This is a genomic window from Bacillus sp. ISL-35, from assembly GCF_018613355.1.
In the GTDB taxonomy this organism is placed as follows: domain Bacteria; phylum Bacillota; class Bacilli; order Bacillales; family Cytobacillaceae; genus Mesobacillus.
This window is the reverse complement of the sequence record NZ_JAGGQK010000004.1, coordinates 208,873-228,918: the sequence shown is the minus strand read 5'-3', so window position 1 is coordinate 228,918 and position 20,046 is coordinate 208,873. Positions and strand designations below refer to the sequence as shown.

At 45.4% G+C, this 20,046-nt stretch carries 19 protein-coding genes; 3 read left to right on the top strand and 16 right to left on the bottom strand.

Annotated features, from left to right (window positions below):
- Positions 1–34: 34 nt before the first annotated feature.
- The 11 genes from J7E38_RS07185 to J7E38_RS07135 form a co-directional block, all read right to left on the bottom strand.
- Positions 35–871 (bottom strand): SDR family oxidoreductase, encoded by an 837-nt coding sequence (locus J7E38_RS07185; protein ID WP_214706144.1) that lies wholly within the window; start codon positions 869–871, stop codon positions 35–37.
- A gap of 10 nt (positions 872–881) precedes the next feature.
- On the bottom strand, positions 882–1,943 hold the full coding sequence (gene uxuA, locus J7E38_RS07180) for a mannonate dehydratase (RefSeq protein WP_214706143.1): 1,062 nt from the start codon (positions 1,941–1,943) through the stop codon (positions 882–884).
- The gene (locus J7E38_RS07175) at positions 1,943–2,575 is read right to left on the bottom strand and encodes a bifunctional 2-keto-4-hydroxyglutarate aldolase/2-keto-3-deoxy-6-phosphogluconate aldolase (RefSeq protein WP_214706142.1); all 633 of its coding nucleotides are present in this window, start codon (positions 2,573–2,575) and stop codon (positions 1,943–1,945) included. Before J7E38_RS07175 ends, uxuA begins: the two co-directional genes overlap by 1 nt.
- An 11-nt stretch (positions 2,576–2,586) precedes the next feature.
- Entirely contained in the window at positions 2,587–3,606 is a 1,020-nt protein-coding gene (locus J7E38_RS07170; RefSeq protein ID WP_214706141.1) for a zinc-binding alcohol dehydrogenase family protein, read from the bottom strand.
- Between the two features lie 12 nt (positions 3,607–3,618).
- A complete protein-coding gene (locus J7E38_RS07165; RefSeq protein WP_214706140.1) occupies positions 3,619–4,890 on the bottom strand; it encodes a TRAP transporter large permease in 1,272 nt (423 codons plus the stop codon).
- A complete protein-coding gene (locus J7E38_RS07160) occupies positions 4,890–5,381 on the bottom strand; it encodes a TRAP transporter small permease (protein WP_214706138.1) in 492 nt (163 codons plus the stop codon). The genes J7E38_RS07165 and J7E38_RS07160 overlap by 1 nt, the downstream gene beginning before the upstream one ends.
- Positions 5,382–5,449: 68 nt before the next feature.
- The gene (locus J7E38_RS07155; RefSeq protein WP_214706136.1) at positions 5,450–6,454 is read right to left on the bottom strand and encodes a TRAP transporter substrate-binding protein; all 1,005 of its coding nucleotides are present in this window, start codon (positions 6,452–6,454) and stop codon (positions 5,450–5,452) included.
- A 31-nt stretch (positions 6,455–6,485) separates the two neighbouring features.
- Complete coding sequence (gene allD, locus J7E38_RS07150) at positions 6,486–7,496, bottom strand: ureidoglycolate dehydrogenase (RefSeq protein ID WP_214706134.1); 1,011 nt, start codon at positions 7,494–7,496, stop codon at positions 6,486–6,488.
- A gap of 12 nt (positions 7,497–7,508) precedes the next feature.
- Complete coding sequence (hxlB, locus tag J7E38_RS07145) at positions 7,509–8,054, bottom strand: 6-phospho-3-hexuloisomerase (protein ID WP_214706132.1); 546 nt, start codon at positions 8,052–8,054, stop codon at positions 7,509–7,511.
- 18 nt (positions 8,055–8,072) lie between these two features.
- Positions 8,073–9,029 carry a sugar kinase gene (locus J7E38_RS07140; RefSeq protein ID WP_214706131.1) on the bottom strand — a complete coding sequence of 319 codons (957 nt, stop codon included), beginning with the start codon at positions 9,027–9,029 and terminating at the stop codon, positions 8,073–8,075.
- Positions 9,019–10,053, bottom strand: coding sequence for a LacI family DNA-binding transcriptional regulator (locus J7E38_RS07135; RefSeq protein WP_214706130.1), 1,035 nt, complete (start codon positions 10,051–10,053; stop codon positions 9,019–9,021). The genes J7E38_RS07140 and J7E38_RS07135 overlap by 11 nt, the downstream gene beginning before the upstream one ends.
- A 516-nt stretch (positions 10,054–10,569) precedes the next feature.
- On the opposite strand from J7E38_RS07135, the gene J7E38_RS07130 reads away from it, so the two are divergent.
- From J7E38_RS07130 to J7E38_RS07120, 3 genes are all read left to right on the top strand, one after another.
- A complete protein-coding gene (locus tag J7E38_RS07130) occupies positions 10,570–11,781 on the top strand; it encodes a M14 family zinc carboxypeptidase (protein WP_214706129.1) in 1,212 nt (403 codons plus the stop codon).
- A 414-nt stretch (positions 11,782–12,195) separates the two neighbouring features.
- The gene (locus J7E38_RS07125; protein ID WP_214706128.1) at positions 12,196–12,516 is read left to right on the top strand and encodes a TM2 domain-containing protein; all 321 of its coding nucleotides are present in this window, start codon (positions 12,196–12,198) and stop codon (positions 12,514–12,516) included.
- 26 nt (positions 12,517–12,542) lie between these two features.
- A complete protein-coding gene (locus J7E38_RS07120; protein ID WP_251030258.1) occupies positions 12,543–12,932 on the top strand; it encodes an NINE protein in 390 nt (129 codons plus the stop codon).
- A gap of 175 nt (positions 12,933–13,107) precedes the next feature.
- Here J7E38_RS07120 and argH read toward each other — a convergent pair whose 3' ends face one another.
- The 5 genes from argH to J7E38_RS07095 are packed head-to-tail and all read right to left on the bottom strand — an operon-like array spanning position 13,108 to position 19,751.
- Positions 13,108–14,598 (bottom strand): argininosuccinate lyase, encoded by a 1,491-nt coding sequence (argH, locus tag J7E38_RS07115; protein WP_214706125.1) that lies wholly within the window; start codon positions 14,596–14,598, stop codon positions 13,108–13,110.
- Positions 14,599–14,639: 41 nt separating this feature from the next.
- Entirely contained in the window at positions 14,640–16,331 is a 1,692-nt protein-coding gene (locus J7E38_RS07110; RefSeq protein ID WP_214706124.1) for an ABC transporter permease, read from the bottom strand.
- On the bottom strand, positions 16,328–17,422 hold the full coding sequence (locus J7E38_RS07105) for an ABC transporter ATP-binding protein (protein ID WP_214706123.1): 1,095 nt from the start codon (positions 17,420–17,422) through the stop codon (positions 16,328–16,330). The genes J7E38_RS07110 and J7E38_RS07105 overlap by 4 nt, the downstream gene beginning before the upstream one ends.
- A 12-nt stretch (positions 17,423–17,434) precedes the next feature.
- Entirely contained in the window at positions 17,435–18,523 is a 1,089-nt protein-coding gene (locus tag J7E38_RS07100) for an extracellular solute-binding protein (protein WP_214706122.1), read from the bottom strand.
- 16 nt (positions 18,524–18,539) lie between these two features.
- A complete protein-coding gene (locus J7E38_RS07095) occupies positions 18,540–19,751 on the bottom strand; it encodes an ROK family transcriptional regulator (RefSeq protein WP_214706121.1) in 1,212 nt (403 codons plus the stop codon).
- Positions 19,752–20,046 lie beyond the last annotated feature (295 nt).

The following is a 20,046-nucleotide window of genomic DNA, read 5'->3' as shown; positions in this document are numbered from 1 at the left end:
CACAGGAACGTGTCCGGTGGATGCCACTAAATAATTATACTCCTGAATACGCCATAAATCCGCCATCCACCGGTACAGTCACACCAGTAACAAAACCGGAGTACTCTTCATCAGTCAGCCAGAGCAGAGCACCAAGCAGGTCCTTCGGCTGGCCGAATCGCTTCATTGGCGTATGAGCAATAATTTTCTTGGAGCGGTCTGTATGCGTTCCGTCTTCCTTCAGCAACAGATTGCGATTTTGCGAGGTCAGGAAGAATCCTGGAGCAATCGCGTTCACTCGCAAGCCGGTTTCTGCAAAATGGACCGCCATCCACATCGTGAAGTTATTGATCGCAGATTTGGCTGCGCTGTAGGCAGGAACCTTCGTCATCGGTGAATAGGCACTCATCGATGACACATTGATAATCACAGGAGCATCCTGCTTCAACAGCTCTTTACCAAACACCTGGCATGTTAAAAAGGTTCCGATGAAGTTCGTGTCAAATACCTTGGAGAATCCGGAAGCATCCATATCGAAAAAGGATTTTTCGGTTGAGTCCTCTTCATATGTCTCCACTGCCGTAATCGCATCAGGATGATTTCCGCCTGCTCCATTGATCAAGATATCGACGCGTCCATAGGCCTCGACAACAGTAGCTTTGGCTGTTTCAAGAGAATTTTGGTCCAGTACATCTGCGGCTACAGCAATGGCTGAGCCTCCGGACGAATTGATCTCCCCTGCGATCGCTTCGCCCTTTTCCGCAGTGCGGTTCAAAATTGCGACATTGACGCCATGCCTTGACAGCTCACGGGCCATCTCCGAGCAAAGCACTCCGCTTCCTCCGGTGATAACCGCTGTTTTGCCCTTTAAATTTTCATGGATCGGAAACATCGTATCCCTCCTATTTTGAAGCCTGGTATGCATCCCACAACCCGAGAAGATACATGATGCCAAGCGCTCTGTCGTATAATCCGTATCCAGGCCTGCAAACCTCTCCCCAAAGGTGTCGCCCATGGTCCGGACGGACATATCCCTCGTACTGGATATCAGATAGCTCTTTTACAACGCCTTTGATATTGATCGAACCATCTGTTGTTAAATGCGATGTCTCGATAAAATCGCCATTTTCAAAGATTTTCACATTACGGATGTGCGCAAATGGTGACTTGTGCGCGAACTCAGCTGCAAGTGCCACCATATCATTTTTCGGGCTTGCCCCAAGGGAACCTGTACAGAAGGTAATCCCGTTTGACGGAGAATCAGAGATTGATAGAAGCCTCTCCAGGCTCTCCCTTCCAGTCATGATGCGTGGCAATCCAAATATTGTCCATGGCGGATCATCCGGGTGGATCGCCATTTTGATTCCAGCCTCTTCTGCAACTGGGAGGATTTCATTTAGGAAGTAACCAAGGTTTTCCCACAGGTCTTCCTCTGTAACACTTTCATACGCCGCAAATAATTCCTTGATTCGAGCCATTTTTTCCGGCTCCCAGCCTGGCAGTGTTAAATCGGATGCTGAAGCAACCGTATCGATTAGCTCCTGCGGATCGCGGTTTTCCACTTTCGCTTTTTCGAAAAATAAAGCAGTTGATCCATCAGGCAGTTCTTTGAACATCTCTGTGCGTGTCCAGTCAAAGATCGGCATAAAATTGTAACAAATAACCTTTACCCCAACTTCGCCCAGGTTCCTGATTGTCTGCTTGTAATTCTCAATGTAGCGGTCACGGTCTTCATTCCCCAACTTGATTGCTTCATGGATATTGACACTTTCTACGACATCGCCGTGAAAGCCAAAGGATTTAATATAATCCATTTCTGCCTTGACTTCTTCTTTTTCCCATACCTCACCGACCGGCTTTTGGTGCAGAGCCCAGACAATGCCCTTCACACCTGGAATCTGCCTTATTTGATCGAGGGTTACTGTATCATTATCACGCCCATACCAGCGAAACGTAATATTCATTATGCTTTCCCTCCTGTTACTGCATTGATGTATTTACTGCACAGCTCCCTGACTCCATCTTTGCCGGAGGCACGATATGCTTTGTTCAAATCGCTGCCAATTCCGGCTGCGACCGCCCCTGCACTGAGCCAGTTCATGACATTGTCCAGGTTGACACCACCGGTTGGCATCACACGAACCTGAGGCAGCGGACCATTGACCGCGCCAATGAAGGATGGGTCAAAACGGTTTGCCGGGAACAGCTTCACGATGTCACAGCCGCTTTCCACCGCTGTTACGATTTCCGTGATGGTCATGCATCCTGGCAGATAGGCAACAGAATATCTGTTACACAACGTGGCAATTTCTTTATTGAAATTCGGGCTAACGACGAATTTGGCACCACTCAAAATTGCATGGCGGGCCGTTTCAGGGTCCAGTACCGTACCTGCCCCTAAAATTGCCTCTGTTCCTGCCAGTGCTTCGAACGCCTTTTCCACTCCTGGAGTCGTATAGGTAAGTTCGATTGCCCTGAAGCCCCCTTCGATTGCGGCCCCGGAAATCTGAATCGCTTCTTCAGCCGAGCTCCCGCGGACAACAGCGACGACTTTGGATTCAGCCAATTGCTTCAAAGTTTCTATTTTCAAGTTCATCCAATCACTCCTTATTCAAAAACAATAACTGCTTTTCGGACTTCACCCGGATTCTTTTCTACGAATGAGAATGCTTCTTTTACCTGCTCTAATGGGAACTGGTGGGTGATAAAACCATTTCCCTTTAATTTTCGCTCGTTAAGGAATGAGACCACTTTTCCAAATTGGTTCGTCTGCAGACGGGAACCAACGATTGTTACTTCTTTTTTCGTAATCGGAAGCTGAGAAATCTGGGATGGACGCTCATCAAAGCCTAGCACCACGACAGTGCCTGCCGGGGAAACAACATTCACGCCCAGTTCAAACGTAGAAGGAAGGCAAACCGCGTCAATCACCACATTGGGTCCTTCTCCATCTGTAAGCTCCATTACCTTTTCTTCTACAGAAACCTCACGGGCATTAATGACTTCATCCGCTCCATTTTCCCTGGCGAATGCCAATCTTTCCTCTTCAAGGTCTGTCATGATGACTTTTGCACCTTGAAGCTTTGCCATTTTCAAGATACAAATCCCGATTGGACCTGAACCCTGAATTAACACGGTATCCGACTCCTGGACATCTCCGCGCCAGACTGCCTGCGCCCCAATCGTCAATGGCTCTGCTAAAACCGCCTCATTCCAATCAAGTTCTGCATCGACGACATGCAGCTGTCTTTCCGGCAATACAAAGAATTCGCGCATACCTCCGTCCTCATGAACACCGAAAACAGAAAGGGATCGACAGACGTTCGGGCGTCCTTTGCGGCACGCATAGCACTCGCCGCAATATCGGATCGGTTCCACCACGACATGGTCTCCGGGTTTCACACCTTTCACACCTGAACCAACTTCAACCACTTCCCCGGCAACCTCATGGCCAGGGATTCGCGGATAAGTGGCAAGCGGATTGGTGCCATGATAGATATGCATATCAGATCCACAAATACCAACACGCTTGACTTTTACAAGAACATCTTCCGGATTTTTAATCACAGGTTGTTCTAAATCTTGAATTACGAGTTCCATAGCTTCTGGAATTTGGACTGCCTTCATTTTTAAAACCACCTATTCAAATAGACTTGGTAGATAAAGAGATACTTGAGGCACAAACGCTACAAGCAGCAATACCGCCAGGCTGACGCCAATAAACGGAATAAGTTCTTTCGCAGCCTTCCCGATTGAAACCTTACCAATTTGCGAAGCAACGAACAGACACACACCTACTGGCGGTGTAACAAGGCCGATGACCAGGTTTAGGACCATCATGACTCCGAACTGGACAGGGTCCATTCCAACCTGTGCAGCGACAGGCATTAGTACAGGGAACAGGATGACAAGCGCAGCGATCGTCTCCATGAATGTTCCAACGAATAATAGTAATAGGTTGATCAATAAGATGACAACAATAGGATTTTCAGAGATTCCCAGAATGGCATCTGCGACTAACTGTGGAATCTGCTCACTGACCATTATCCAGCCAAACAGGTTCGCGAATCCTACTAAAAGCATGATGGATGCTGTAGATGTCATTGAAGAAAGCATGATCTCTGGAATCTTTTTAATTGGCAACTCTTTATAAACAAAAATACCGATCACTAGAGCGTAGATAACCGCAATAATGGAAGCTTCAGTTGGCGTGAAATAACCGCCAAGGATACCCCATAAAATAATGAATGTCATGAATAAAGCCCAGAAAGAGCCCATGAAGCTTTCAAAAATGACTTTCAACGATTTCCTTTCACCCTTTGGGTAGTTCCGCTTAACCGAAATAATGTAAGTAGGTATCATTAAGCCAAGTCCAAGCAATAGTCCAGGAACGGCCCCAGCTAAAAACAAATCACCGATTGAAATAGACGCAAGCGTACCAACAATGATCATTGGCAGTGACGGTGGAATGATAGGTCCAACAGTCGAAGATGATGCAGTTACGGCAGCGGAAAATCCAGCTCCATATCCTTCCTTTTTCATCGCCGGGATCAGGATGGCACCGATACTTGCCGTATCCGCAAGCGCAGTTCCGGAAATCCCGGCAAATCCCATGGAAGAACCAACATTGGCAAGACCGAGGCCACCCCGGATATGTCCAAACAGGTTGTTGGCAAACTTGATGATACGGTCAGTAATCCCTCCTGCGTTCATCAGGTTACCAGCAAGGATAAACCCTGGAATACAGAGCAGGACAAAGGAATTTAGTCCAGCAAACATTTTTTGGGGAATGATGGTCAGAGGAATATCTGCCATGAATAGATAGAACAAGGATGACAAACCGAGGCTAAAAGCAACCGGCACTCCTAAAAAGATAAGGATGATAAAAGATATGAACAGTAAGGCCGCCATTAAATTTCGCCTCCATCAATGTCTGACTTGAAGTCTTCTTCGTTACGAATCAACTTAACGATTTTAACAATAGAATAAAACGCTAATAGCAATGACATAATCAAGATTGCTGCATGGATTGCAGACATTTTGAACGGCATCGTCGCTGACATTTGGGTCCCGACCAGGGTGAAGTCATATCCTGTCTTGACCATGACACCGAATAGAACCATTAATAGTGCATAGATCGCAATTTCGTAAAAACGCCTGAAATTATGTGACATTTTCGCAAAAATCATATCGACATTGATATATTCTCCACGAAGCAATGCCAGCGGTGCGCCGAAGCAAATGGCATAAATGAATAAATATCGTGTCAGTTCCTCTGTCCAGATTGCAGTATAAGGCAGATAACGGGACATGATTTGAACCATCACGACAACAATGACACCGGTAAAGCTGATAACAGTCAAAAATGCCAACAGCATATCTAGCCATTTACGTATTTTCATGGTTTCATCACCTTTCTTAAAGGAAAGGCACAGCCGGCTGGAATAGCCGGACAGTGCCTTCATTAAAATTACTTCGTTTCAAGAATCTTTTCGTATAATTCATATTGCTCTGGCTTCAAGGATGCCTTGATTGCCGGGATCATTGCTTCACGGAATGCATCCTGGTCAACATCGACAAACTTCATGCCTTCGCCTTCAAGATCTTTTTCGATTTGAGCGATTTCTTTGTCGTACAATTCTTCACCATATTTTTGAGCTTCAGCAGCTGCTTCTTTTACAGCTTTCTTCTGGTCTTCATTCAGGGCATCGAACTGCTTGTTGCCAACAAGGATATATATCCAAGAGTAAACGTGCTCAGTACGGTTCACATAGTCCTGAACTTCATATAGTGCACCGCTCTTGATTAAATCAACAGGATTTTCCTGGCCATCGATTACACCTTGCTGAAGTCCTGTAAACACTTCATTGAAGTCCATTACCTGCGGCTTGGCACCAGCAGCTTCCCAAACCTTCAAGAACAATGGAACGTTCGGTACACGCATGCTGAAACCTTTCAGATCTTCAGGTGTTTTGATTTCTTTGTTGGATGTCAGGTTACGCGGTGCGCGTGTATGATAGTACAAAGGTGTTAAACCAGCCTTTTCAGTGATTTCAGCTTCGATTTCCTTACCGATTTCGCCTTCGACAACTGTCTTCACATGGTCCAGATCACGGAATGCATACGGAACAGCCATCAATGCAGCTTTTGGAGCCCAGTTTTGCAATGTCTCACCAGAAATAACCATGTCAGCTGTTCCAGATTGGATTGCGTTGATTGTGTCTGTTTCTCCTCCAAGTGAGTTGTTTGGATAGATGCTGATATCGATGCCGCCATCTGTCTTTTCCTCAACAAGCTCTTCAAATTTCAAAGCTGTTTTGTGCCAAATGTGATTTTCGTCAGCAAGGTGGCCAAACTTCCACTTGATGACTTCCCCTTTGCTTTCTCCCCCAGCTTTCTCAGAATCCCCGGAGCCGCAAGCTGTCAATAATAGTGATGCCGCCAAAATACCTGATAAAAACTTTGCCTTTTTCATGAATTATTTCCTCCCCTTTGTTTACAATGATTTATTTTTTTAAAAATTGATACACAGTAGAAGCAATGGTAATCCCATTTTCAAGGTTTCTTTCTTCATTCATCTGTTCAATCTCACCTGGCACAAAAACTTGAGAGAAACCAGGTGCTGGTGGTGCCTGGCGAATTTCTGCCATCATCTGGTCCATGTTCTCCAGGAATGCATCCGCATCGGTAAAGAATGCCGGATTGATGGCGCAGAAATAATGGCCAAGCTTCCGCTTTTTGTCCAGATCGCCGTACATCTTGGAGATATGAGGTCCGAATGCCGCGCCTGCAAGCAATCCGGAGAAGATGTCTACAATCATGGACAGCCCATAACCCTTAGGGCCGCCAAATGTTTGAAGTGCGACTACCTTGGCTGGATCCGTAACGGTTTCCCCATTCTCGTCGACTCCCCAGCCAGGAGGAATCTCTTTGCCTTCTTCCTTGTATTGAAGGATTTTGCCCAGCGCTACATTTGAAGTAGCCATATCAAGAATGAACGGCTTGCTTGTTTTGGCAGGAACTCCATATGCGATGGGGTTCGTGCCAAGGAACGCTTCCTTGCCGCCGAACGGCACGACGATTTTATCCGTGTGGGTCATCGCAATGCCAATCAGGTTCTGTTCTGCCGCTTCCTGGACAAAATAGCTCAGAGCGCCGCAGTGGCTGCTGTTGATGGCGGTCACCATTCCGATGCCATTTTCCTTCGCCATTGCGATTGCCTGTTTCATCGCAACATCGGCGATCACATGCCCAAAACCATCATCACCGTCGACAACGCCTGTTACCGGGCCGGTCTGGTTGAATTTGATGTCTGCATTTGGATTAATGCCGCCAGCATTCAGGCGGTTCACATAATGCTCGGTACGCAAGACACCATGTGAGTTAACATTTCTAAGGTCGGCGTGGACAAGGATTTCAGCCACTTTTTCTGCATGTTCCTTATTCAGTCCTGCTTCGCAAAGTTTTTTTACAGCTAGGTCTTGCGCTTCTTGATGTGGAATGGTTACTGTAGACATTCCTTATCCCCCCTATTCCAAATTGGAATGTTTCTTTACTAATTCTTCGTTCGTCTTTCCTTCTGCAAGGCTGTCGATAATCGCTGCATCCAAAATGAGATGGGCTGCCTGGTCAAACTGGTTCCCAAGCGGCTGGATCGTTTCCGGTTCACCCGCATGACGATATTTCGTTGCGGCCGGGATTCTTACCCCGCCTGATATAAATGGAAGCTGGAGTGCTTCTTGATTTGTTGTGATCATGAATACTGTTGCACCGGCTCGATGAGCGCTTTCGGATATATTCAGCACCTGTGCGGTTTTTCCTGAGCCTGAAAGTACTACTAAAATATCAGTCTCCTGAATTGCCGGAGTTGTCGTTTCCCCGACAACATATACCGTCTTGCCGCTATGCATAAGCCTCATGGCAATGGCTTTGGCTACAAATCCTGACCTGCCTTCGCCTGTGAAAAAGAACCGGCGGTCTTCTTTTAAAAGCTGTACGAAGAATGCATACTCTTCTGCATCAACGTTCAAGCAAACCTTCTGCATTTCTTCTAATACGGTTGTGATGGTTTTCATGACCAGCTTCCTCCTCGGTTAGCGTTCAATGATCGATTCATTGTTAATAAAAGCGCTTACTTCTTCGAGGTATGGAAGACCTTCATTATCGCCTGATACCGTGGTAACTAGAGCACCGACTCCATTGGCAAAGCGGAGAAGCTGCTCGGGGGTGAAGCCATTGAGCCATCCGTATACATAACCGGAGTCAAATCCATCTCCTGCCCCTACCGTATCGATCGGATTGACCTTAAAACCTGGTGCTTCAATCCAATGACCGTCCCGGTAAAGCCTTGAGCCGTTCGCACCGTCTTTGATGACCAGATCCCTGATTCCATATTGATCTGCGAACTTAGCTAGCTCTTCTTCTGAATCCTTGCCAATGATCAAACGGATTTCATCAAGTCCAGTAAGCAGGATATCAACATCCGGGAAAATTTCTGCATATGCTTTGCGCGCATCTTCAATCGTCCAGAGCTTCAGCCTGATATTCGGATCGAATGAAACTGGAATTCCTTTCTCTTTGGCAAGCTCGATCATTCTCTTGGCAACCTGCAGGTTATTAGAATCAACCGCAAGGTAAACACCTGTGAGATGAAGCAGGTTCACATTTTCAAACCATTCGGCTTTTACTTTTTCAGGAGTCAGGGTTGTAATCGGCGAATTGTATCGATAGTAGAATGTTTTGCCCGACCCATCTCCATTGATCTCCTTGAAATTCAATGATGTCGGATAACCTTCCACCAGTTCTACTTCAGAGACATCCACCCCCTCACCGCGGGTGAAGTTATAGATGACCTTGCCGAACTCATCCTTGCCTAGTCTGCTTACCCACTTGCTTCCGAGTCCCAGCCTGGCACAGCCAATCGCAAAGTTCAGCTCCGCACCTCCGACCTTCCGATTAAAACTTTCTACAAAGCGCAGGGGACCTTGCACGGATGGATTGAAGGTGATCATTGCATCTCCAATCGTCATGACTTTATATCTATCTGGCATTGTTCTTCTCTCCCAACACTTGTACTGATTCCCGCTCGATTAAAACAGGGTCGTACCTTCTAACTTCATATGAATCTTCCAATCTCCCTTCAGCGATCAGATGGAACAGCTCTTCAGCTGCTTCCCTGCCAATCTGGAAAGTTGGCTGTTTGATAGCTGAAATCGGTGTGGCGGCGATTTCAAGGAAATCTGAATCATCCACTGCGATAACGCTTACATCTTCGCCAACTTTAAGATTCTTTTTCCTTAAGAACTTCAGCAATTCAATCAAGGAAAGATCATTGGTAGCAAAAAATGCTTCTGGCCTGTCTTCCTGCTTCCAAAGTTTTTCAAGCGCAGGGCCGATTTCTTTACGGTCAGCTGCTGTAATCCAATCCTCATTTGGGGTAATCCCGTTTTCTTCAAGGGTTTTCTTGAATCCGGTAATACGTTCGACCCTCGGAGAAACCTTCTGGGTAATGGACATTGATACAGCACCAATTTTATTGTGGCCTTTTTTAAGGAGCTCCCTTACCGCGATCTCTGCCGCTCTTTCATTGTTCAGCATCAATGTTGGATAAATCGGCTGCTCTATTTTTCTATCAACGAATACAACAGGGAAATTCGATTGTTTGAGCTCTTCGTATAAACACTTATTGTCAGCAGTCGGGAAGATGATCAGGCCGTCAACCTGCTTTGCAAGAAGCATGTTGATATAGTCCCGTTCCTTTTCCGGATTGTCATCAGCATTGCAGACAAACATATGAAAATGACTCAGCTCGCACGCATCTTCGATTGCACGGATGATTTCCGTCGAAAACGTATGGAGGATATTGGCCACGATGACCCCAATGGTCGACGACTTTTTCTGCTTCAAGCTCTTAGCAACGAAATTCGGTATATAGCCAAGCTCCCGGATCGCCTCTTGTATGCGCTTTCTCGTAGGCTCTGCCATAAACTCGTATCGATTATTTATGTACTGAGAAACCGTGCTCTTCGAAACGCCCGCCTTTTCAGCAACATCCTGCATGGTTACTTTTTTCATAGAAATCCCTTCTTCTACAACTCTAAACCGATTTAGTAAAACGGTTTAGTAAACCGGTTTAGTGACAGTATAAATGAAACCCCTTTCAAAAATCAATCTATTTTTTCAAAAAATTTAAAATTAACATTTTACATAGATTCTTTGTGTCTTGGTAAGCTGACCTCGTTGACACGTCTTATAAAAAGTGAAGTTTTCCCTGGATGAAGAGGGATTAGGCTCCGCTGTTTATTTTATACGGACTTGCTTTGTAAAAGAATGGATCCTCTACTTGGTTAGCAGTTATTATATCCGGATTGAAAGGAAGTTTAGACTTATTTCCTATTAGAACTAGGGATAAAGAAATAAACTTCCACTCTCTTCTCCCATACCAAAATCCCAAAACTAGAAAACCCATTAGTTCCTTCCTCTCATTTATTTCGTAAATCGAAATATTCGACAAATTACAGCAACATCTCCCTATTAAAGTTATTAAGATAGCAATGAGACAGTTTACTAGTTTAAAGGAGTGATAGATTAATGAAAAACAACAAAGTAATGACAGGACTAAGTGTATTGGCATTGTGTACGGCTCTCGCCTCACCGGCACTGGCAACTAATTCACCGAACGGAAATCTTTACAATGAAAACCAGGTTTATTCAGTGAATGGCTATACTGATTATGCTGAGATGGTCAAACGCCTCCAGCAAATCGAAGCGAACAGCCAGGGGAAAGTTGCATTGGAGGTTGTCGGCCAATCAAACCAGGGGCGTGATATTTACCAGGCCAGAGTCGGAACTGGTGATAAAGTCGTCCTGATGGAAAGTGAAATCCATGGAAATGAGAACACTGGAACCGAGGCGCTGCTCAGCATGCTTCAATTCCTTGGATCCAGCAATTCGCCAGAAGCACAAAAAATTCGTGAGGAAATCACTCTGGTCACTTTGCCAAAGATGAACCCTGATGCCTCCGAACTTGATCGCCGGGGCAATGATATGTCATGGGAAGATGTCGTCGAGGATTTCCCACAACTTGCTGATGCAGCAGGTCCTTCATGGAATTATTATAATAACCGGATACTTCAGGACAGGGATTACAACGGCAGACCTGGATTTGACGTAAACCGGGACTTCAATCCTGACCTTAATTATGTTCCAAAAGCAGAGGATTTCCCAGGAACCTCAAGTGATCCAGGCTGGTACATCACGCCAGAATCACAAACTGTCCGCGATGTTTATAAAAACCTTCTATCCGAGTTCGGTAAAGTGGATGTCTTCATCGACCTCCACCACCAGGGACAATATTATGTTGAAGGAACAGATAATATTGTCACCATGTCCCTATCAGCAGATTTCGTTCCAAATCCGAACACAGTAGAAGGCGCCAAGTACGCAGAGTATAAGGATAATTACAATTTAGAGTATTCCAAACAGCTTAATCTAGCTGCCTATAATGCTCTCCAGGCACTGGGCGAAAATTCACCGTTCAATAATATCTCACTATATCAACAAAACCTGGACTTGCCTGGTACCGCACTTGGAAGCTTTGCATTGAACGGAAGCGGCACAGTACTTTTTGAAGTAAGAGGCCAGTCGCACTCATTGGGCCAAAAGAAAAAAGGCCAGCTGGTGAAGGCTGTAGAGACAGGATTGTACGGAATCATTAATGGAGTCGTAGATGGTTCGGTAGAGGATCTTGACGCGGCTGAATATGATAACATCCCAGCAACTGCTTATTCACCAGGTTTATAAGAGGTTACGAGAAAAGCGGAGAAGTGAATTCTCCGCTTTTTTATGATCCCTACAGGTTCTTTTCGTACTAATGACATTTTTAAGTACAATGGACCAGCGCTTTATTTTCATTCCTATTCACTCCGTTACTTTCTTTGTCCGCCACAATTATTAGGATTTATAGGATGATCGAAAATAAAAACTAAATGAATATCCCCTACCATTGGATAAATTGAAAAGATCTTATTAAAAAAACCAAATAATCATTTTGTCATTACAAATGAACCATAGGTAAAAACTACAAATTTCTTAAAAACTCGACTTAATGCACATATTTTTTACAAAAAAAGAGAAAATTTTACACATTCAAACAATATATAATGGTAATATATAAAAAGATAGAAATAAAATACCAATTTTATAGGGGGAAAATACGTGTCTCTTATTCACAAACAAGACCTAACAACTGAAGAACTACAGCTTCTTAGTTCGGAGATGAGCAAAAAACAAAAATCCACAGGAACAACATGGCTGCTTTGGTTTTTTACTGGCGGTATTGGGGGTCACCGTTTTTATTTAGGGAAAACGGGTACTGCTGTTGCTATGCTGTTAACACTAGGCGGCCTAGGTTTTTGGACCTTTATTGACTTATTCTTACTGAACGGAATGATTAAGGATACAAATGAAAAGGTTGAAAATGAAATTCTTTCAGAAATCCGTTTATTGAAAAATGCTAAAAAGAATTCTATTGCTTAATCGTTAGGGTGACAACATTGAACAAGATGGATTTAACCTTGGAAGAATTAGCAGTTCTTCAATCAGAAATGATGAAGAAGAAGAAAAATAAAGAAGCAGCCTGGGGCCTTTGGGCTGGTTTGAGCTTTTTTGGCGCCCATCGATTTTATACCGAAAATTATGGCTATGCCTCTGCTATGCTGTTAACAAGTATGATTCCATTAATTGCAATTATAACTATGCTCTCTACTATAGATTACTTTAATGGCTTAGCAGATTTTATGATGATGATTTTTATATTTCTTCTTGCCGGCTCTGTAATTTGGTCATGGATCGATGCCTTTTTCCTGAATAAGCGAATTGATGAGTTGAATGAACAAGCAGAACTGAAAATACTCGAAACAATTCGTGAACAAAGGATTATGAGAAAAGCCTAATAAAACTGAAGAAACTTTACGAAGTATAGTGTAATTACTATGCTTCTTTTTTTATGGGCACAGAAAGCAAAGGCTTGAATAATAGGGAGCAAAGAGCACTTATTGTATAACTTATCCCCGGTGACAGACAACTGTCGGATGAAAAAAAGAAGCAAAGGGATATTCCCTTGCTTCCTCAAAAACTGAATTCAACCAACTCTTTGCTCTTCTCATCCAATACACGCACAGTTTCTGTGTACTCTTCCAAGTCTCTACTTAATTTCTCTTTTCTTTCTCCAATCATCCGCTTAACTTCTTTCGGGCTTGGTCCTCCCTGGAGATCACGAATTTCTATGAAGTATTCTGGCGAAATAATTTTTTGCCATTCTTCTTCTGTCAGTGACACGTCGACGAATTGCTTAATCACCGCGTTAATAGCTTCAACGTCCCATTCGTAAAGTTCTTTACTTTCCTTAATTGTCTCTTTGGAAATGAAGCTTGCAATCGAGTGGGCTTTCCTGAATGGCACTTCGTATTCACGGGCAAGTGTGTCCGCGAGCTCGGTAATCGTAATACTCGATTTCTTCGCCATTTCCTTCGTATGCTCACCATTCACCTTCAGCGTCGCAATGACCGCGTACATCAGCTTCCAGACGCGGTTGGCGTTATTGAAAGCACGGTACAGATGCGGCTGCAGGTCGTCTTCTGTATCGACGATATCTCCAAATGGTGTATTGTGGACCATATTGAAAGCGGCGAGCGCGTCGCCATATGCACTGCTGGCAATCGAGCGGGAATGCTCAATCGATACCGGGTTGCGCTTTTGCGGCATGATGCTGCTGCATTGCACGTAAGGATCGGCGACGTAAAAAGAACCGAATTCCCGTGTGACATGCTGAAGGAAGTCCTGGATCCAGCGGCCGGTATTCACCATGCTCGTCATCAACGCTGACGCCGTTTCAAGCAGGTAATCTCCTCCGCCAATCGAGTCATAGGAGTTCTCGACAATCCGGTCAAACCCGAGCAATTCCCGAGTACGTTCACGGCTGATCGGGAATCCCGTAGTCGTCAGAGCGGCCGCTCCAAGCGAGGACTGGTTAACCGTCCGGTAAGCAGCCCACAGCCTCTGAATATCGCGTCCCAATACATCATAGATTGCAAGGAAGTAATGCCCCAGTGTCGTCGGCTGGGCCGGCTGCGTATGCGTATAACCGGTAATAATCGTATCCGTATGGCTCTCAGCCTGCTCAAGCAACGCCTCGCTCAACTGATAGGCAGTTCCAAGCAGATTGACGAGATGCTCCCTGAGCACCAACCGGTACATCGCGACCCCCATATCATTGCGACTGCGCCCGATATGGATTTTGCCGGCAAGCTCGGCGCCGATTTCCTCGCCGATCTTCGCTTCCATCATGAAAAATAAATCCTCGAACTGCGGCTCATAACTCAGCTGCCCGACATCTGTCACGGCAACCTTATTAATCCCCTCAAGCATCACTTTCGCTTCATCTTTTTCGATAATCCCCTGTTCAGCAAGCATAATCACATGCGCCCGGTGGATATCAAACATGACATGGAACAAGTAATCCCGCTGGTCATTGAAGACCGGTTTCAACAGTGCCTCAACATACGTCTTCCCGGGAAAAGCCGCCCCTTCATTCTTGATAAACTCTTCTAGCTTGTTCATATTTTCATCTCCGATTCTATGATTATGCTATAATTCCAGCCTTAAGATAACGACTGTTCGGCCTTGACCCCAAAGAACTTGTTTGAGATAAGCAGGACCACGGCGATCAAGACAATCTGGATCATCCCATATGCAGCAGCCTGGCCCATATTGAACATCCGCAGCTGGTTCATGATCTCAATTGAAATCGGTCTGTTCGAAATCGTATACAGCAATACCGATGTCGGGAACTCACCGACAGATTCAACAAATGCCAGCAAAGTCCCTGACAGCACGCCCGGCATGATGATTGGCAAAATAACCTTCCGGAACGTATAGAACCACTTGGCCCCAAGGCTCCTTGAAGCTTCCTCAATCGAATCATCCAGCTGCTCCAAAACCGCATTCGTCGAGCGGACGACGAGCGGAATATGCCTGATAAAATAGGCAAGTGGCAGGATCCAGAACGTCCCGACAAGGATATTTCCGAATGAGAAAATATTTGGTTCGTTAAAAGCGATGATCAAGTTCATCCCGATAACCGTCGCCGGCAATGCCCATGGAATCATCACGAGGATATCCACAAAGCTTTTGCCGACAAATTTTCGCTTAACCAGCACATACGACGCGAGCACACCGAACACAAGGTTCCCCGCCGTCGCGATCACTGATAACAGCAAGCTGTTTTTCAGAGGCTTGAAGATATTCGGGTCCTCCAGCAGCAATCTATAGTTCTCAAAGTTAAACACCGAAGGATACGTCTGCCATGTCCAGGTCCCGTCCGGAACGAGTGAAAGCAGCAGAATCGTGAAGTGCGGCAGCAGCAGGATGATGACTCCGATCACCCCGATGAACACCATCGTCCATTTCAGCACCGGATTGTTCACTTCACTGCGATGCGCCCCAATCCCCTTTGACGCCATCCGGTAGTCCTTGCGATTCTGGTACCAGCGCATAAATAATAAGAAGGAAATCGATACAATCGACAGGATGACAGATTGAGTCGCGGCAACCTCCATGTCTCCATTAATCTTGGAAAAATAAATCTGCAGACTCAGCACCCGGAATCCCCCCGCCAGCAAAAACGGTGCACTGAAGGAGGCCATCGAGATCATGAACACCAGCAGCGAAGCGGCAACGATGGCCGGAGTCAACAATGGGAACGTCACCTTCCAGAACACTTGGTACCGGCTCGCTCCCAGGTTGTATGCTGACTCCTCAAGCGACGGGTCGATTTTATGAATCGCCGATGACACCGTCATGTAAAAATAAACATACATCGTATAAGCATGGACAATCAGGATACCCGAGATCCCGCCGATTTTAAAAGGAACCTCTTCCAGCCCGAACAAATCCTTGATCGCATTCGGTACAAGCCCCGTCTCTCCATAAAGGAACATGAATGCCATAACCCCGACCAATGACGGCAAGACAATCGGCATGATCGCAGCCGTTGCGAAAAAGCCCCTGCCCGGGAAGTCATATCGGTTAAAAATAAACGCCAGCGGAATCCCGATTGCCGCACTCACCAAAACACTGAGGACGGATATGTAGACTGAATTCCATAACGCTTGCAGATTTGTCTTCGATTCCTGCGAGAAAAAATCTTCATAATTACCAAACGTAAAACTGCCCTCTTTTTGCAGACTTTCAAGAATCGTCCTTAATGACGGATACAGGACATAGGCAATCAAGACCAGCAGCACCGGAATCAGCAAATATAATGTCAGCCGGTTATCTCGATTTTTCATCATGACACATCACCGCTCAACATTGGAATCAACCTGATTTGATCGGCGGGAAGCTCAACCCATACATCTGCTCCCGGCTTCAAATTCGCCGAAACATGATTCAGTACATTTACCTCAAGCAGCAAGTCATTGACCTTTACCGCTAGATTGATGATTGTCCCGAAGAACTGGACTGTTTCAACCTTCCCTTTAAAAACATTGTGCCTATCAACCTTTTCATCAAGAATCTTTACGGACTCAGGACGAACCGAAAGGGATAATTCACGATCGCTGTTTTCCCTATTAAAATGAAAAGGCGAATTATGTACAACAAATTGATTTTCACCAGCCGAAACAGTGACATGAGCGTCGTCAACCTGGTCCACTTTTACAGGAAGAAGATTGATCTCGCCTATGAAACTGGCAACGAAGTCATTGGCCGGTTCATTATAAATCTCCGAAGGCGTTCCCACCTGGTGGCACACCCCGAAATTGAAGACAGCGATCCTGTCACTCATCGACAGCGCCTCTGCCTGGTCATGGGTAACATAAATCGTCGTAATCTTGTATTCTTTCTTCAGCCTGAGGATCTCCGCCCGCATTTCATCGCGCAGCTTCGCATCCAGGTTGCTTAACGGCTCATCCAGCAACAGGATTTCAGGTTCGATCACCAATGCCCTCGCAAGCGCCACACGCTGCTGCTGACCTCCACTCAACTGACTCACCTGACGATCGGCGTATTGCTCGAGCCTGACCTTGCGAAGGACCTCGTGAACCCTTGTTTTCACTTCACTGGAGGCCATCTTCCGTACCTTCAATCCAAACGCGACATTTTCAAAGACCGTCATATGAGGAAAAAGGGCATAGTTTTGGAAAACCATGCCCGTATTTCTTTTTTCAGGAGGTACACGCGTCATATCTTTATCGCCAAATCGCACGACACCCTTGGTAGGATAATAGAATCCGGCAATCATCCGCAGCGTTGTCGTCTTGCCGCAGCCACTTGGCCCGAGGAAGGTGAAGAATTCCCCATCATTGATTTCCAGATTCAAGTGATCGACTGCCACTACCTTTCCGAAGGCTTTTTGGACATTTTCTATTTTTATCGACGCCATACCGTACACATCCTATTCTTTGATTTCTTTTTCTCCGCTCTTAATGTTCTCATCCCAATACTTCATCCACGCATCACTATTGTCCTGGAAGACCTTCCAGTCGATATCCATTGCCTTGATTTCAGTATCTGTGATCCACTTCGGAAGATCCTTCACATCATCACGGGTAGGGATGCGGTAGTATTTTTCTGCTAAAAGCTTTGCCGCTTCAGGCGTGTTGACGAACTCATAGAATGCTTCAGCTGCTTTCTGGTGCGGCGCATCCTTCACGATCGCGATTCCTTCAGTCAGGACTGGTGTTCCGCTTTCAGGAACGATGAATTCAAACGGATAGTTCTTGTTTTCCTTCAGCATGACGACATCCGGCATTGCCCAGACGGAAACGGAGCCTTCACCCTTGGCAACCTTGTTGTACATCATTTCAGGGTTAGCAGAGTATTCCTTCGTATTCGCATCAAGCTTTTCAAGCCACTCGTAGCCTTTTGCTGTATCCTTGGAATCCTTGAAATCACGGTAGATCATTGCTGAGAAGATCGTTCTCATCGTACCGGAAGCAAGCGGATAACGGATGATGATTTCATCCTTCCATTTCGGGTCAAGAAGGTCATCCCAGTCCTTCGGCGCTTCTTCCTTTGTCAGCTCTTTGCTGTTGTACATAATCACCTCTGGTGTCTGGCTTGTTCCTGACCAGTTCCAGTCTGCTTCGTGGAAATTATCAGCCAATGCCCCGGAGTAGGAAGGTTCATACGGCTGTAGAAGTCCTTCGTCCTTAGCCTGGTCGAACATGACGGATGGAGCTCCCCACCAGACGTCTGCCTGAGGGTTGTTCTTTTCAGAACGGACGCGGTCAAGGACTTCCTGCGATCCCATATCAAGCCATTCGACATCAACGTCATACTCAGCTTCGAACTGCTTCTCGAATTCTGATAAAATATCCTTTCCGTGCGGAGAATAAATGACTACTTTATCCTCTAGCTTGTCACCAGACTTGCTGTCTCCTGATGGTTTGCTAGATCCCTCTTCAGAGCTGCATGCCGCTAAAAATAGTGATGCAGATAAAGTCAAAGCCGTGATAATCGAAACCTTTTTCTTGTGTTTCACAAAAAATTCCCCCTCATTAATTGTATTTAATCATACTTTCATGTTCCCTCATGAACAGTGACACGGCACCAAGAACCCCGGCGTTGTCACCCAATTGGGACGTCTTCAGCTGGACTGAACTAGGAAGGTATTGATTCACAATCTCCTGCAGCTTCGGCAGAATGAATTCGGATGATTTAAGAACACCACCTCCTAAAATAACAATCTCTGGATTTAGCAAACTGGCAGCATTCACAATCCCATAAGCCAGATGCTCAATGGCTTCATCAATGACTTTAAGGGCTATTTGGTCACCACTTTTCGCCAGCTTGAACGCCATCTCCCCCGACAGCTCGGATGCAAGTGCCTGTTGATGCAAAGGATGCTCCGGCTCCTTCTGGATGCAACTCGTCAGCCTGTCTCCAATCGATTTTCCTCCAGCCACACTTTCAAGATAGCCATAGCGGTGAAAAATCGGCTTGAATTCATTTTTCATATCATTCTTGTCCGTCACCATGTAGCCAATTTCACCAGCCGCGCTGGATGAGCCGCGGTAAAGCTGATTGTTGATGATAATTCCGCTGCCGATTCCCGTGCCGACGGCGATGAAAAGGACACTCTGCTTATCGCGCGCATTTCCAAGCCACTGCTCGCCAAGCGCTGCCACATTCACATCATTATCGACGTGCACCGGGTACGGAATATGGCGCTTCGCCTCTGTGATAAAAGGATACCGGACCCAGTTCAGGCTCGGGGCCTCAACGACAATCCCGGATGTCGTCTCAGTGATTCCCGGGACACCTGCGCCCATTCCGAGGATCTTCTCGTCTTCGATTCCTTCCTTGTTCACCATAAACTCTATTTCTCTGGCAATCTGCTTTAGCAGCCCTGAGTCAAGATACTGGCAAGTGTTAAAACTGCTGCTCGCGACGATGTTCCCATTCAAATCGCAAATTACCGTCTTCACTTTCGTCCCGCCAATATCCGTTCCGATTATGTATGCTGCCTTTTCATTGAAGTACAGCTGGATTGGCCTTCTGCCTCCCTGTGACGTCGACTCACCAATCCCCTTCTCAAAAATCCACTTTTCCTGCATCAATTCATCGACCAATAATGATACGGTTGGCTTGCTGATATTGATTTTCGCGGCAATTTCCGCCCTGGAGATCGGTGAATTTTCCTGAATGCACTGAAGCACCCTTTTCTTGTTGAGTGATTTCAACTGTACCGGTGTTCCACTTAGATTCATAACATCACGGCCTTAAAATTCTTTTTGGTTAGTAAGATTTACTAATTAACTAAAAATATAACTCAATTTGTAATCGTTTACAACCACAAAGTTCTGAAAATTTAAAATCGTGTCTTGTAATAGATATATTTTCTCTTTTTAAAAGATATTCTTGATCTGTCGCTTCCTTTTTTAATAAAAAATTCAATTGGTTCATTTTACCCAGTACATAAATGAACATAATTTACCATTTTTAATATTCTGACAATTAATCATTTTACAATATTATCTAACTATGATTATCTTGAATTAGGTA